The 13,368-nt window shown below is 59.7% G+C and carries 15 protein-coding genes; 11 read left to right on the forward strand and 4 right to left on the reverse strand.

The features are described from left to right. Positions 1–16: 16 nt before the first annotated feature. The 11 genes from bchL to PM04_RS12790 all read left to right on the forward strand — a co-directional run bounded on the left by bchL (position 17) and on the right by PM04_RS12790 (position 8,961). Entirely contained in the window at positions 17–916 is a 900-nt protein-coding gene (bchL, locus tag PM04_RS12740; protein ID WP_116904390.1) for a ferredoxin:protochlorophyllide reductase (ATP-dependent) iron-sulfur ATP-binding protein, read from the forward strand. Continuing rightward, positions 917–1,600 carry a magnesium protoporphyrin IX methyltransferase gene (gene bchM / locus PM04_RS12745; RefSeq protein WP_038007418.1) on the forward strand — a complete coding sequence of 228 codons (684 nt, stop codon included), beginning with the start codon at positions 917–919 and terminating at the stop codon, positions 1,598–1,600. A gap of 38 nt (positions 1,601–1,638) precedes the next feature. Continuing rightward, entirely contained in the window at positions 1,639–3,036 is a 1,398-nt protein-coding gene (locus PM04_RS12750) for a PucC family protein (RefSeq protein ID WP_052068485.1), read from the forward strand. Positions 3,037–3,058: 22 nt separating this feature from the next. Beyond that, a complete protein-coding gene (puhA, locus tag PM04_RS12755; protein ID WP_038007424.1) occupies positions 3,059–3,823 on the forward strand; it encodes a photosynthetic reaction center subunit H in 765 nt (254 codons plus the stop codon). A gap of 30 nt (positions 3,824–3,853) precedes the next feature. Continuing rightward, positions 3,854–4,507 (forward strand): photosynthetic complex putative assembly protein PuhB, encoded by a 654-nt coding sequence (gene puhB / locus PM04_RS12760; protein ID WP_052068474.1) that lies wholly within the window; start codon positions 3,854–3,856, stop codon positions 4,505–4,507. A 12-nt stretch (positions 4,508–4,519) separates the two neighbouring features. Next, the gene (gene puhC, locus PM04_RS12765; protein WP_038007427.1) at positions 4,520–4,993 is read left to right on the forward strand and encodes a photosynthetic complex assembly protein PuhC; all 474 of its coding nucleotides are present in this window, start codon (positions 4,520–4,522) and stop codon (positions 4,991–4,993) included. 4 nt (positions 4,994–4,997) lie between these two features. Further along, positions 4,998–5,294 carry a hypothetical protein gene (locus PM04_RS12770; RefSeq protein ID WP_038007429.1) on the forward strand — a complete coding sequence of 99 codons (297 nt, stop codon included), beginning with the start codon at positions 4,998–5,000 and terminating at the stop codon, positions 5,292–5,294. Further along, positions 5,291–6,415 carry a magnesium-protoporphyrin IX monomethyl ester (oxidative) cyclase gene (gene acsF, locus PM04_RS12775; protein WP_038007432.1) on the forward strand — a complete coding sequence of 375 codons (1,125 nt, stop codon included), beginning with the start codon at positions 5,291–5,293 and terminating at the stop codon, positions 6,413–6,415. The genes PM04_RS12770 and acsF overlap by 4 nt, the downstream gene beginning before the upstream one ends. Further along, positions 6,415–7,215, forward strand: coding sequence for a putative photosynthetic complex assembly protein PuhE (puhE, locus tag PM04_RS12780; RefSeq protein WP_038007435.1), 801 nt, complete (start codon positions 6,415–6,417; stop codon positions 7,213–7,215). Before acsF ends, puhE begins: the two co-directional genes overlap by 1 nt. Next, positions 7,205–8,416: a 5-aminolevulinate synthase gene (hemA, locus tag PM04_RS12785; protein ID WP_038007438.1), complete on the forward strand. Its 1,212-nt coding sequence runs from the start codon at positions 7,205–7,207 to the stop codon at positions 8,414–8,416. The genes puhE and hemA overlap by 11 nt, the downstream gene beginning before the upstream one ends. An 89-nt stretch (positions 8,417–8,505) precedes the next feature. Next, the gene (locus tag PM04_RS12790) at positions 8,506–8,961 is read left to right on the forward strand and encodes a cytochrome c family protein (protein ID WP_038007441.1); all 456 of its coding nucleotides are present in this window, start codon (positions 8,506–8,508) and stop codon (positions 8,959–8,961) included. A gap of 32 nt (positions 8,962–8,993) precedes the next feature. Here PM04_RS12790 and bchO read toward each other — a convergent pair whose 3' ends face one another. Genes bchO through crtA form a run of 4 tightly spaced genes read right to left on the reverse strand, consistent with a single transcriptional unit; the run spans position 8,994 to position 13,286 of the window. After that, positions 8,994–9,878 carry an alpha/beta fold hydrolase BchO gene (gene bchO / locus PM04_RS12795; protein WP_038007444.1) on the reverse strand — a complete coding sequence of 295 codons (885 nt, stop codon included), beginning with the start codon at positions 9,876–9,878 and terminating at the stop codon, positions 8,994–8,996. After that, a complete protein-coding gene (locus PM04_RS12800) occupies positions 9,875–11,575 on the reverse strand; it encodes a magnesium chelatase subunit D (RefSeq protein WP_081946106.1) in 1,701 nt (566 codons plus the stop codon). The genes bchO and PM04_RS12800 overlap by 4 nt, the downstream gene beginning before the upstream one ends. Beyond that, the gene (gene bchI, locus PM04_RS12805; RefSeq protein WP_038007448.1) at positions 11,572–12,576 is read right to left on the reverse strand and encodes a magnesium chelatase ATPase subunit I; all 1,005 of its coding nucleotides are present in this window, start codon (positions 12,574–12,576) and stop codon (positions 11,572–11,574) included. Before bchI ends, PM04_RS12800 begins: the two co-directional genes overlap by 4 nt. Beyond that, a complete protein-coding gene (gene crtA, locus PM04_RS12810) occupies positions 12,573–13,286 on the reverse strand; it encodes a spheroidene monooxygenase (RefSeq protein ID WP_038007451.1) in 714 nt (237 codons plus the stop codon). The genes bchI and crtA overlap by 4 nt, the downstream gene beginning before the upstream one ends. Positions 13,287–13,368: the final 82 nt, after the last annotated feature.

Consider the following 13,368-nt stretch of genomic DNA (forward strand, 5'->3'; position numbering starts at 1 on the left):
CAATAGGAGGAAAACACTGATGGCATTGGACAAAGCGCCCCCCATCCTGCGTGGCCAAGACGGCGAAGGCTCCGTACAGGTACACCAGGACGACCAGCTCAAGATCGAAGGCGCCAAGGTGTTTTCTGTCTATGGCAAAGGCGGCATCGGCAAATCGACGACGTCGTCGAACCTGTCTGCGGCGTTTACCAAAATGGGTAAACGGGTTTTGCAGATTGGCTGCGACCCCAAGCATGACAGTACCTTCACCCTGACGGGCAAGCTGCAACCAACGGTGATCGATATCCTCAAGGATGTGGATTTCCACTCTGAGGAACTGCGCCCCGAGGATTTTGTGACCGTGGGTTACGGCGGTGTGCAATGCGTTGAGGCCGGTGGCCCCCCCGCAGGTACAGGTTGTGGCGGCTATGTCGTCGGTCAAACGGTCAAGCTGCTGAAACAACACCATATGTTGGAAAACACCGACGTCGTGATCTTTGACGTGCTGGGCGATGTGGTCTGCGGTGGCTTTGCCGCGCCGCTGCAACACGCCGACCGGGCGCTGATCGTGACCGCGAATGACTTTGACAGCATCTATGCGATGAACCGCATCATCGCCGCCGTCCAAGCAAAATCTGCGAACTACAAGGTCCGGCTTGCGGGCTGTGTGGCCAACCGCTCCAAGGACACGGATGAGGTGGACCGCTATTGCGATACCGTCGGCTTTAAGCGCATCGCGCACATGCCTGACGTGGATGCGATCCGTCGCTCGCGGCTCAAGAAAAAGACGCTGTTTGAGATGGGCGATGATGAAGACATCATCCAGTGCCAAAAAGAATACATCCGCATGGCCGAAACGCTGTGGGCTGGCACTGATCCACTGGCGCCCGCGCCGCTTGAAGACCGTCATATCTTTGAATTGCTGGGGTTCGACTAAGTGGCTGATTACGCATCCACCCGGGCGCGCGTCGAAACGTATTTCGACAAAACCGCCACCAAGACATGGGAGCGTCTGACCTCGGACGCGCCCGTTTCGGGCGTACGCAAAACCGTACGCGCGGGCCGGGACCGGATGCGTGAAATTATGCTATCGCGCCTGCCCCAAGACCTGACGGGCGCGCGTGTGCTGGATGCAGGCTGTGGCGCTGGCCAAGTGACCGAGATCCTTGCGGATCGCGGCGCGGATGTGGTGGCGATTGATATCTCACCCTCGTTGATCGAGATCGCCAAGAAACGCGTGCCACACCATCTGCACCCCAACGTGCAGTTCAAATCCGGCGATATGTTCGCCCCCGAGCTTGGGGCGTTCGACTACATCGTCGCGATGGATTCCATGATCTACTATGAGGCAGGCGACATCGGCCAAAAGCTGGCGGCCTTGGACGCGCGTGTGTCCAAGTCGTTGGTGTTCACGGTGGCCCCGCGCACGCCGTTCCTGATGACATTCTGGACCATGGGCAAGGTTTTCCCCCGCTCAGACCGGTCGCCCATCATGATCCCGCACGCCCCGGCCAAGCTGCAACAGGCGGCATCCCACGCAGGTGCCACCGGCGCCCTAAGCGAGATCGAGCGCGTGACCTCCGGCTTCTACATCTCCACCTGCATGGAGTACGCGACGTGACCAAAGAAGCGCATCCTTTGACCAAGTTCACACTTGAGATGCTGCCCTTCTCGGATGCGGGGTCTGAAGACCTGCCTATGGCAAAACTGCTGCGTTTGTCCCTGTTCCAGATTTCGGTCGGGATGGCGGCGGTGATGCTTCTGGGCACGCTGAACCGGGTGATGATCGTTGAGCTGAATGTGCCTGCGTTGCTGGTCGCGATGATGGTGGCGCTGCCGGTTCTGGTCGCGCCCTTCCGCGCGCTTTTGGGGCACCGCTCCGATAACTACCGCTCCGCGATTGGCTGGAAGCGGTTGCCGTACCTTTGGTTCGGCACGCTTTGGCAGTTTGGTGGGCTGGCGATCATGCCGTCTGCTTTGTTGGTCCTGTCGGGCAACAATGCCTATGACATCCCTTTTGCGGGCGAAATTGCCGTTGGGCTGGCGTTTGTGATGACTGGTTTGGGCATGCACATGACCCAAACAGCGGGCCTTGCGCTGGCGGCGGATCGTGCGACTGATGAAACCCGGCCCCGTGTTGTGGCGTTTTTGTACGTGGCGTTCCTGCTGGGGATGCTCGTATCGGCTGTTATCCTTGGTGCGCTTTTGCGCGACTTTACCCCCGTCAAGCTGATCCAAGTTATCCAAGGCACCGCCGTTGTGACTTTGCTGCTGAACGTCGTGGCCTTGTGGAAACAAGAAAGCGTGCGCCCCATGACCAAGGCCGAGCGCGACGCGCCAATGCCACGGTTCAGTGACGCTTGGAGCGATCTGGCCGCTGGTGGGAGCGCTGGCCGTTTGCTGGCTGTCGTGTTCCTTGGGACTATGGCGTTCAACATGCAGGACGTCCTGCTAGAGCCCTACGGCGGTGAAATCCTTGGCCTGTCGGTGTCGATGACGACGCTTCTGACAGCGTCTTGGGCGGTGGGCGCGCTAGTGGCGTTTGGCATGGCGGCCAAATGGCTGGGCGCAGACATGAACCCCTACCGGCTTGCGGGGCGCGGCTGCCTTGTGGGCCTTGCCGCATTTTCAGCCGTGATTTTTTCGAACCCAATGATGTCGATGCCCCTGTTCTTTACAGGTGCGGCGTTGATCGGCTTTGGCGGCGGGTTGTTTGCAGTTGCGACATTGCACGCAGCCATGACGATGCCGGCGCAGGGTTTGGCGGGGCGTGGCCTCGCACTCGGAGTTTGGGGGGCTGCGCAAGCGACTGCGCAAGGTCTCTCGACAGCTATCGGTGGCGCCACGCGCGACACCGTCAACCAATTCGCAACCTCTGGTGCCTTGGGAGAGGCGTTGGCGAGCCCGGCAACCGGCTATTCCGTGGTGTACCACATGGAAATAGCCCTGCTGTTCGTCACGCTCATCGCCCTAGGCCCGCTGGTGCGGACCATCACTACAGACACAACCCAATCCCTGGAAAGCGGCAAGATCGGACTCGCCGACTTCCCGACATAACGCCCAACAAGGAGGTCATCCCATGGTGGAACCATTCTTCGGCAACTTCGATCTCGCCAGTCTCTCGATCTGGCTATTCTGGGGCTTTTTCGCGCTCCTGATTTACTATCTGCAAACGGAAAACATGCGCGAAGGCTACCCGCTCGAAAACGACGACGGGACCGAATCCGCAAACCAAGGGCCGTTCCCGGTCCCTAACCCCAAGACGTTCAAGCTGCCCCACGGCCGCGGTGACGTCACACTGCCTGGCCCAGATGTGCAGTCCCAGCGTAACGTTGCACTCAAGCAGTCGGCCGTCCCAAACGGTTTCCCGTTTGAGCCTACCGGCGATCCGATGGTTGATGGCGTTGGCCCCGCATCTTGGGCTGCGCGCCGCGATCTGCCCGAACTGGATGGCCACGGCCACACCAAGATCGTGCCTATGGGCGCCTCTGAGACGTTCCGCGTTTCGGCTGGTCGTGACCCCCGTGGTCTGCCGGTTCAGGCAGCCGACGGTTCTATCGTCGGGATGATCAACGACATGTGGATCGACGCCCCCGAACAGCTGGTCCGCTATTTGTCCGTTGAATTGGACGAAGACGGTTCCTCGCGCCTGATGCCCATCCAGCTGACCCGCATTCACGCCGACCGCGTGGAAGTGAAGTCGCTCTATGGCAAGCATTTCACAGGCATTCCTCTGACCAAGTCGCCCAATCAGGTGACCTTGCTCGAGGAAGACAAGATCTGTGGCTACATCGGCGGTGGCAAACTTTACGCGGACCCGGCGCGTCAAGAGCCTCAGATCTAAGACGACGACTTAACGACAAGGACCAGACCCATGTCCCACGACGATTTTGACCAAGAACCCATCCGCGGCCTGCCCGAGATGCTCCCCGAGGGGGAAACCATCCTGTGGCAGGGCGCACCCAACTGGTGGGCGCTGACCAAGGAAAGCCTGTCCTTCAAATGGGTGGCAGGCTACTTCCTCATCCTGTTTGGGTGGCGGGCAATCGTTGCGGGATCAACCATGTCTGTGATCGAGGCGATGACTGCCGCCTCGTTCTACCTTGTGCTTGGGGCGGTGGCCTGCATCATGTTGATCCTGACGGGATGGGCGCAGGCGAAATCGACCGTCTATACCATCACGAACCGTCGGGTGATCATGCGCGTTGGCGCTGCTCTCACCATGACGTTGAACTTTCCGTTCACACAAATCGCTGCTGCCAACCTGACCACTCGCAAGGATGGCAGCGGCACCATCGCTCTGCAAACGCTGGGCGAGACCCGCTTTGGTTACCTGACGCTTTGGCCGCATTTGCGTCCTTGGCGGATCACCCGCACAGAACCCGCGCTGCGCTGTATCCCACAGGCCGCAAAGGTTGCGCGCCTTATGGCCGAAGTCGCTGAACCCGAAATTTCGCAACCCCGTGTCGCGCGGATAGACCCCGCTCATGCGACGCCCAACGTAGCCTCTTTGGCTGCGGCAGAATAAGGAGCCGTCAGAATGACCCCCGAACAGAAACTCGTAGAGCGCGACAAGGAGATGATCCCTGTTTTGCTGCTGCGTGCGTTGCTGGTTCTTGTGATCTGTGCGCTTATCATCGTGGCCTATGCCCGCCTGACCGATCGACCGCTTGAAGCCATGCCCATGATGGAAGGTTCCGATGTGGGCGTTGTCAAGGAACGCGTGCTGTTTATCAGCGCGGATGGCATGTCTGGAGCGGCCCGTGTGCTGGACGCAAACGGATCGCTGATTGCGGACCTCGATGAGACCCAAGGCGGCTTTGTGGCGGGCGTGTACCGCGTGCTCAAGCGGACCCGGACCCAAGCGGGACTTAGCCCTGATTTGCCCGTTCGCCTTGTTCTGTTCGAAAATGGCCAACTGTCCCTGCGGGACGATCATACGGCATGGCGTGCCGAGTTGATTGGATTTGGCGCAACCAATGCGGCCACGTTCGCCGCGATGTTGGAGGAGTAGACCCATGGGATTTTTTACACGCACCACCGAGACGGCGCCTTGCACGGTTGAAATCAGCCACAAATTCGAGAGCCTCCACGCGCACGTAAAATTCAACAACGGCGCGGTCATCTTTCCCGGCGATGAGGTCCAAGTCCAAGGCCCCGAGATTATGGCGCCCTACGGCGAAATCGTCTCTGAGGACCGGATCGCAACCATCACCCGCGCGTCGGGTCTTGAGCGTCTTTGGACGCGGATGACCGGCGATCTGGAGTTCATGGAACTCTGCGAGTTTTCCTTCTCTGAGGAGGCAATGTCATGAACGTCCACAACACACACTCCGCCGACGCAAGCACCGTCGAAGAGGCCCTTGCCGCCGACAACCACAACGTGGTCGATAGCGAAGGTGCGACCGCGCTGGCGATGCAAAACACGCTGCTGACCCCGCGGTTCTACACCACCGATTTCGAAGAGCTAGACGCCATCAACGTAGAGCCTGTCCGCGAAGATTGGGATCACCTGATCGCGCAGATGAAGGCAGACCCGAACAAAGGGCATTTCAAGAAAAATGCCGATTGGGACACCGTCGATTGGGATGGGATGGAGCCGACGCTCAAGCGTGAGTTCATCGACTTTCTGATCTCAAGCTGTACGGCCGAATTCTCTGGCTGCGTTCTGTACAAAGAGATGAAACGCCGGGGGTCCAACAAGGATGTGACCGAGCTGTTTCAGCTAATGGCCCGGGATGAAGCCCGCCACGCAGGCTTTATCAATGATGCTCTGCGCGAAGCGGGTATCGCCGTGAACCTCGGGTTTCTGACCCAAAAAAAGAAGTACACCTACTTCCGGCCCAAGTTCATTTATTATGCGACGTATCTGTCGGAAAAGATCGGCTACGCCCGCTACATCACGATCTTCCGCCATCTCGAAAAGCACCCCGAAAAGCGTTTCCACCCGATTTTCAAATGGTTTGAGGAATGGTGCAACGATGAGTTTTCGCATGGCGAGGCGTTTGCCCTGCTGATGAAAACCGATCCCAAGCTGACGGAAACGTGGCAAAACAAACTGTGGATCAAGTTCTTTTTGACCGCTGTGTTTGGCACGATGTATGTGCGTGACCACCAACGCCCCGCCTTCCATGACGCGCTGGGTGTTGACGTGGATTGGTACGGCCAAGAGGTGTTCCGCAAGACCTCTGACCTTAGCGCGCAGATCTTTCCGATGATGCTGGATATCGATCACCCCAAGTGGCTTCCAACGCTTAAGCGGCTGCAAAAGGCGAACGCGGATCTGGCAGTGGCCGAAAAGAAAACCGGCCTCGCCCGCATGTTGGGCAAAGCTTCCGGCACCACCCGTGCGGCTGCTGCGTTTGTGACGCTGTTCATGATCCCGGTCGTGAAAAGCACCCCCCCTGAAAACGTGCGGATGGAGCCCAGCTACTGATGCTCGAAAACGTCTGGATCGCAGCCCTTGTGGCCATTTTCGCCTGGTGGTTCGCCACCGGTGTGATCCTGCTCGTTGTGCGTCGTGCTGATAATTCCGACGGCCATCTTTGGGCGACCCTTGGCAACGTGCCCCTCTTGATCCTTGGGGGCACCGGGGCGTGGATCACGTTCACGGACACTTCGCTATTTGGTGTCTATGGTGCGTTTTTCTCGGCTCTGGCGATCTGGGGCTGGATTGAGCTGGCGTTTTTGACGGGCGTGATTGCGGGGCCAAACCGCTATCCGCTGCGCGCCGGCGTCCCCGAGTGGGAGCGGTTCATTCGCGCTTGGGGCACAGTCGCCTACCACGAAGTGGCACTTGTGATGGCGCTTATGGCATTGTCGCTCTTTGCTTATGGGATGCCCAACAAATTCGCCTTTTGGACCTTTGCGATCCTGTATGTCGCCCGGATTAGCGCCAAGCTGAACCTGTATCTGGGCGTGCGTAAGGTGAACACGGAGTTCATCCCCAAACCATTGGTCCATGTGCCCAGCCATTTCCGGGAATCCCGGATCAACTGGCTGTTTCCGACCTCTGTCACAGGCCTCAGCTTTGCGGTTGCCTGCTTCATGGAACGCATCGCTGATGCGCCCACCCCCGCGGCCGCGATCGGCTTTACCCTATTGGCTGTTATGACTGCGCTGGCGCTTTTGGAGCACTGGTTCATGGTCGTGCGGCTGCCCGACGAAAAACTCTGGCGGTGGATGCTGCCCAAAGAACAAGACACGACATCTGGAGGACCCGAAAATGCCCTTTGACAACCTGTTTCAAGCCCAACTCGATAAGCTCAAAGAAGAGGGCAATTACCGCATTTTCGCCGAGTTAGAGCGTAAGTGCGGGTCCTTTCCCACGGTTCAAAACCACGGCGAAGGCGCGGATGATGTGACAGTCTGGTGTTCCAACGACTATCTGGGCATGGGTCAACACCCCAACGTGGTTGACGCGATGGTCGAGGCCGTCAAGGCGCACGGCACGGGTGCGGGTGGCACGCGCAACATTGGCGGCACGGCCCGCCACCATGTCGCCCTAGAGGCCGAGCTGGCCGATTTGCACGGTAAGGAAGCGGCGCTGCTTTTCACCTCGGGTTACGTGTCCAACTGGGCTGCGCTCAGCACGCTGGGGTCTCGCCTGCCGAACACGGTGATCCTGTCGGATGCGCTGAACCACGCCTCCATGATTGAGGGCATCCGCCACGCCAAATGCGACCGCGTGATCTGGAAACATAACGACCCCGAAGATCTGGACCGCAAGCTGGCCGCGCTGCCTGCGAATGCCACCAAGATCGTCGCGTTTGAGAGTGTTTATTCAATGGACGGCGATATCGCCCCCATCGAAGAGATCCTTGATGTGTGCGAAAAGCACGGCGCGATGTCCTATATCGATGAGGTCCACGCCGTTGGCATGTACGGCCCGCGCGGTGGTGGCGTCGCCGAGGAACGCGGCCTGATGGACCGGATCACCTTGATCGAAGGCACTTTGGGCAAGGCCTTTGGATGCGTGGGTGGCTATGTCACTGGCTCTGCCGCGATGGTGGATTTCTTGCGCAGCTTTGCGTCGGGCTTTATCTTTACCACCGCGCTGCCCCCCGCAGTTGCCGCGGCTGCGGCTGCGTCCATTGCCCACCTCAAGCAAAGCGCGGCTGAGCGTGATGCGCAAAAGCGTCAGGTTGCCAAGTTGCGCGCCAAGCTTGATGCCGCCGGCATCCCGCACATCGATAACCCCAGTCACATCATTCCTGTGATGATCAAGGACCCGGTTAAGTGCCGCCAGCTCAGCGATATCTTGATGGATCAGTACGGAATTTACGTTCAACCCATCAATTATCCGACCGTTCCCAAAGGAACAGAGCGTCTGCGCTTTACCCCCGGGCCGCTTCATACGGATGCCGATATTGATAAGCTGGTTTCCGCTCTTAAGCAGTTGTGGCAGCAATGCGCGATCGCCCACGCCGTCGCGTGATTGTGATATGTGAAGTTTTTTGTGGAACCTTGAGGCCTTGCGTCTAATTCTTCTATCAAGTGCGATATCCAATTAAGGGAGTAATCCAAATGAAAAAACTAGCAATTCTTGCTGCTGGCCTGATGGCTATGCCCGCCTTTTTTGCAGGCGCAGCCATGGCAGATGGTCATGCTGCAACCGGTGACGCCGCAGCGGGCGAGAAGGCGTTCCGCCAGTGCGTATCCTGCCACGTTGTGGTCAACGACGCGGGCGAAACGCTGGCTGGCCGCAAAGCCAAGACCGGCCCTAACCTGTACAACATCGCTGGCGCGACAATGGGTTCCGTCGATGGGTTCCGTTATTCCAAGCTGCTTGAGGCCGGTGCTGAGCAAGGCGTCGTGTACACCGAAGAGTTCTTTGTGAAGTACGTGATGGACCCAACTGGCGCATCCCAAGAGGCCACAGGCGAAAGCGGCCGGGGCAAGATGTCCTTCAAGGTGCGCAAAGCGGAAGACGCTGTAAACCTGTACGCCTATCTCGCTAGCCTTTCGGCTGACGGCTCCTAAGCTCAACTGGGGTTTAGTAACACTGAGGGCAGTCAGGCGGTCGCTTGGCTGCCCTTTTTGTTGTCTGCAAGAAAACTGAGAATGCGATCGGCCACGGTTTCGGGGTCTTCTTCGTGCAGAAGATGCCCGCGATTGGCATAGGTTATGTGCGTAGCGGTTGGGATGCGCGCGGCTGCGGCCTCTGACACGCTAGGCGGCACTGCACCGTCATTTTCACCCGTCAACAGCAGGGTGGGGCAGGGTACTTTGGGCAGGTCCCTCAGCAACCGTTCTAGCCGCCATTGTGCCATCATCGACAGCGTCCCCTCGACATGGGATCGGTCCGAAATCAGGGCGTGGTAAAGCCGTATACCTTCGGCGTCGACCTCGCTCCCGGTGGATTGCAGCAGCTTGCGAACACGGGCCTCATTCCCGGCAGTGACCGAAAATATCATGCCCGTGAGCGGGTTGAGCGATAGCATCTTAGCCATCATCGGAAACAGCCATCCAGCCATTCCGTCGAACATCTCAAACGCGCCGTTGATCGCGATAAGCGCGTCGGGCGGCGTGTGCATATCCAGCGCCATCCGGGTGGCAACAGCGGCTCCGGCAGAATGGCCGACGATCACTTTGGGCCGCACGCCTATATGGCGCAAAAGAGCGCGCATATCCTCTGCGATGCAATCAAGTGATGCCCGGCTGCGCGCACCTGATACCGTGAAACCATGCCCGGGCAAGTCAACGGCCAGCACCCGATGAGAGGCCGCAAGAAGGGGCATCAATGCCCGGAACGACTGCGTTGACGCGCCTGCCCCATGCAGCAGCAGCATCAGGGGGCCTTCGCCCATATCTTGGACATGCCAGCGATGGGGACGCACGTTATGAAAAGACGAATGCGTCGCATGGGGCCACGACGCCTGATGCTTGAGCCAATTCATGCGTCCAGCGCGACAGACACAGCCGTAGACAAACGCTGCGCATCGGCGCGGGGCAGTGGCAGGTAAGTCGCGCCCATCGTGCTGGCCAAATCCTTTAGGCCGGGCTGTGGACGATTGCCCATATCAATAACTAATGCGGGGATGTCGCGGCTACGGATGACACGGCCCAACGTTTGGGCGTCTTCGGCGGCTTGCGGCCTGTTTGCGGCTCCGTCCAAGGCGACATTGGCGCGACCGTCGGTGATGACCGCGATGGATGGTGTCATGCCCCGGCCCTTGGACTGTTCGGCCAGCTCCATTGCCGCGCGTAGTCCTGCCGCAAGCGGGGTGCCACCGCCGCCGGGCAAGGCGCCAAGGCGACGTTTGGTTTGAACCAGCGACCGTGTGGGCGGCAAAAGCACTTCGGCCGCCTCCCCTCGGAATGAAATCAGCGCGACCTGATCGCGGCGCGCGTAGGCCTCTGCGAGCAAAAGCTCGATCGCGCCCTTTGCTTCTGCCAGTCGGGTCATCGCGGCGGAGCCTGAGGCATCGACGGCAAAGATCAAAAGCCGGTCCGATTTTTCCTCGAACTGGCGAATGCGGATGTCATCGGGCCGGATGTGCAGGCCTGTGCGATTGGGCTGTTGCTTGGCGCGCACAGGCTGCCATGGGGCTGCTGCGCGCAGGGTCGCGACCATGTCGATCCGCTGTTCTCCGTCCAACGCGCCAGGACGCGAGGGCAAGGGGCGACCGCGACGGTTGCCGCGTTTTGCAGCGCCCGTGCCACCAGCGGATGCCGTGCGCCTCGGCGCTTTGGAGGCTGCGAGTTGTGCCAGCAGATCGGTGGGCAAAATGGCCTTCACGGCTTCAAGCAAGATGTCCTCAGGGATGGGCATATCCAACTCGGATTGCTCGGTGGTGTCCTCTGGGTCAGTGGGGGCGTCCGGTGTCTGCTGCTCTGGTTCTGCTTCGGGCTCAGCGGTTTCTGATTGGGGTAGGACTGTTGCGCGGGGGGCCAAAACCAGTTCCGCCGCGAGGGTCAGGTCCTCTTCATCCACAAGCGTTTCGCCCATCAATGCCGCAGATGTCCGCGCCAGCCGCAGTGCCAAAAGCGGCGCGCGCAGGGATGTAATGCCAAGCCGCGCGGACAGGCGGGTCAGTGTATCCAGCGCCTCAGGCAGGGCCTGCACATTGGGCAACAGCGCCCGCGCTTGTGTAATCGCGTCAAAATCAGTCTCTAACAGGGGGCAATCGCCCACGGCCAAAGCATCCAGGTCAAGATGTATCGCGACCCGATCCGCAAGCGACGGGGCTAAGCGCTCATCCGGTTCCGCGCCTTCGTCCATCGCAATCAGGGCATGTCCGCTTTGTGCATCTAATGCCAGGGCAAGTCGCGCCGATAGTCCCGCTGTCGCCCGCTCAGCCATAGGGAGCAGCATGGCGGTTGGAGTACCAAGGATGCCACTGGAACGGACCAATTTGCCGGATGACAGAGTGGCGCCCAGATCAACGCCGCCAAAAAGCTGTTCATCAGAAATATTGGGGTGCAGCCGTCGCAATCCCATGGGCGGAAGCCCCGCAAGAATGCCCGCGATCAGCCGATCACGCACGGGGCCGGACCGCGCACGCACCCAAATGCCGCCCAATCCCGCGGGGTCGACGGAAAAACAGGCAACCGCAAGGGCCGCCCGTGACCAGATATCGCTGGCATCGCTCACGCGAGGACTTCTTCGACCACGCGCGTTACACGGGTGGTTGAGCCTGCTTCGTCCAGCGGATCACGGCGTAGGCGGTGGCGCAGTGCAGAGGCTGCGATGGATCGCAGATGTTGGCGGGTCACGGCATTCGCACCCTCAAACGCCGCAAGCGCGCGGGCGGTCCGCAGCAGGGTCAGCTCCCCCCGCAGACCATCGCTGCCGAGGGTAACACACAGCTCAGCGCAGTCGCGCAATACGGCGTCGTCGGTTTTCATGGTTTTGAGCGTTTCACGCGCCGCGAGGATACGCGCACGTAGGGCGCTGTCCTCAGCATTCCAGTGCTGCATGAACGTGGCATGGTCGTTTTCAAACGCATCGCGGCGGCGGATTACCTCGACCCGAAGGTCGATGTCGTTGGGAGAGGCAACCTCAACCGACAGGCCGAACCGATCCAGCAATTGCGGGCGTAGTTCGCCTTCCTCTGGGTTGCCAGAGCCGACCAACACAAACCGTGCGGGGTGGCGGATAGAGAGGCCCTCACGCTCGACCACGTTTTCGCCGGACTGGGCGACGTCCAGCAAAAGGTCGACGATGTGGTCTTCCAGCAGGTTGACCTCATCGATATACAGGTAGCCGCGGTTTGCGCGGGCCAACAGGCCGGGCTCAAACGCTTTTTCCCCACGTGTCAGCGCACGCTCAATGTCTAGCGCGCCAACCACGCGGTCCTCGGTTGCACCGAGGGGCAGGTCAATGACAGGTGTAGGTTTGGACACGATTGTGCGGTCTTCAACCTGCGCCCAATCTGGAATTTCCGCCTCGGAGGCGGCGTTTACGGGGCAACCTGCAACCGCGTCGATCGAAGGCAAAAGGGCGGCCAACGCGCGCACAGCCGTGGATTTTCCCGTGCCTCGGTCGCCAAACACCAAGACCCCGCCAATGCCGGGATCAATCGCGGTCAGAACCATGGCCTGTTTCATTTCGTCTTGGCCGACGATCGCGGAAAATGGAAAAACACGTGTCATGCTGCGTCCTCAAAATGCGGGAGAGGCGTCTGCCCTTCCCATGTGCCCTCGGCATCCAAAACATGGAAGCGGGCGTATAGTTCTTCGGAAAACCATCCCTCATCGCGGACGGCCTGAATGGCCTCGGAATGGGGGCCGCCCCGGCGGGCGAAGTTGGCCATTGCGTCTGTGTCGGGCCAGATCGAAAAGGTGATCTGGTGCAGGAGAGGCACTTCGCCAATCCCGATTTTGAACATCACGTTCGGGTCTGAGCCGATGACCGTGCTGATGTCAGGCACTCGCCCCCAGAACCGTGTGGCAACCGATGGCTTGACCGTTGCACGCGTTAGCGCGGCGATGGGGCCAGTGGGCGTATCGGGCGCGGGGGTCGCGCGGAACGGTTGCTGGTTGCTCCAACTGCCACGAGCGGCTGTGGGGCTAAGGTAGAGGGTGAAAGCCTCATCCGCGTGTTTGCGATAGTTTTGGAACACCGAGGCCGTTTGGCCCGCGCGCGCGCTGCCCATGTCATCCCAAGTGGAAAGGATAGCGTAAACGGCTGTGTTGGGAATTGGCGTAAAACCTTCGCCCGTGCCCGAGCCGCATAGCTTCCAAAATCCGATCCCCGGAATTTTGGGCATGCTGAACCGCGCGGCACCCATCTGCGCAAACGCCCAAAGACGCTGCGAGATGGGTCCGAAACGGAAAAAGTTGAGCGTAACGGTCTGAATCACGACTCTCCTTCGCCTTAGTGTCAACTTAGTGTGACACATGTTTTGTCAAATATGAAGGTATTATATATTTTGGGAGAGACAA

The organism is Thalassobacter sp. 16PALIMAR09 (genome assembly GCF_000765485.1).
GTDB lineage: Bacteria > Pseudomonadota > Alphaproteobacteria > Rhodobacterales > Rhodobacteraceae > Thalassobacter > Thalassobacter stenotrophicus.

Bases quoted from the DNA above. Each gene is read 5' to 3' on its own strand.
- PM04_RS12750 (WP_052068485.1), top strand. From the start codon at position 1,639: ATGCTGCCCTTCTCGGATGCGGGGTCTGAAGACCTGCCTATGGCAAAA.
- puhA (WP_038007424.1), top strand. From the start codon at position 3,059: ATGGTGGAACCATTCTTCGGCAACTTCGATCTCGCCAGTCTCTCGATC.
- puhB (WP_052068474.1), top strand. From the start codon at position 3,854: ATGTCCCACGACGATTTTGACCAAGAACCCATCCGCGGCCTGCCCGAG.
- puhC (WP_038007427.1), top strand. From the start codon at position 4,520: ATGACCCCCGAACAGAAACTCGTAGAGCGCGACAAGGAGATGATCCCT.
- PM04_RS12770 (WP_038007429.1), top strand. From the start codon at position 4,998: ATGGGATTTTTTACACGCACCACCGAGACGGCGCCTTGCACGGTTGAA.
- acsF (WP_038007432.1), top strand. From the start codon at position 5,291: ATGAACGTCCACAACACACACTCCGCCGACGCAAGCACCGTCGAAGAG.
- puhE (WP_038007435.1), top strand. From the start codon at position 6,415: ATGCTCGAAAACGTCTGGATCGCAGCCCTTGTGGCCATTTTCGCCTGG.
- hemA (WP_038007438.1), top strand. From the start codon at position 7,205: ATGCCCTTTGACAACCTGTTTCAAGCCCAACTCGATAAGCTCAAAGAA.
- PM04_RS12790 (WP_038007441.1), top strand. From the start codon at position 8,506: ATGAAAAAACTAGCAATTCTTGCTGCTGGCCTGATGGCTATGCCCGCC.
- bchO (WP_038007444.1), bottom strand. From the start codon at position 9,878: ATGAATTGGCTCAAGCATCAGGCGTCGTGGCCCCATGCGACGCATTCG.
- bchI (WP_038007448.1), bottom strand. From the start codon at position 12,576: ATGACACGTGTTTTTCCATTTTCCGCGATCGTCGGCCAAGACGAAATG.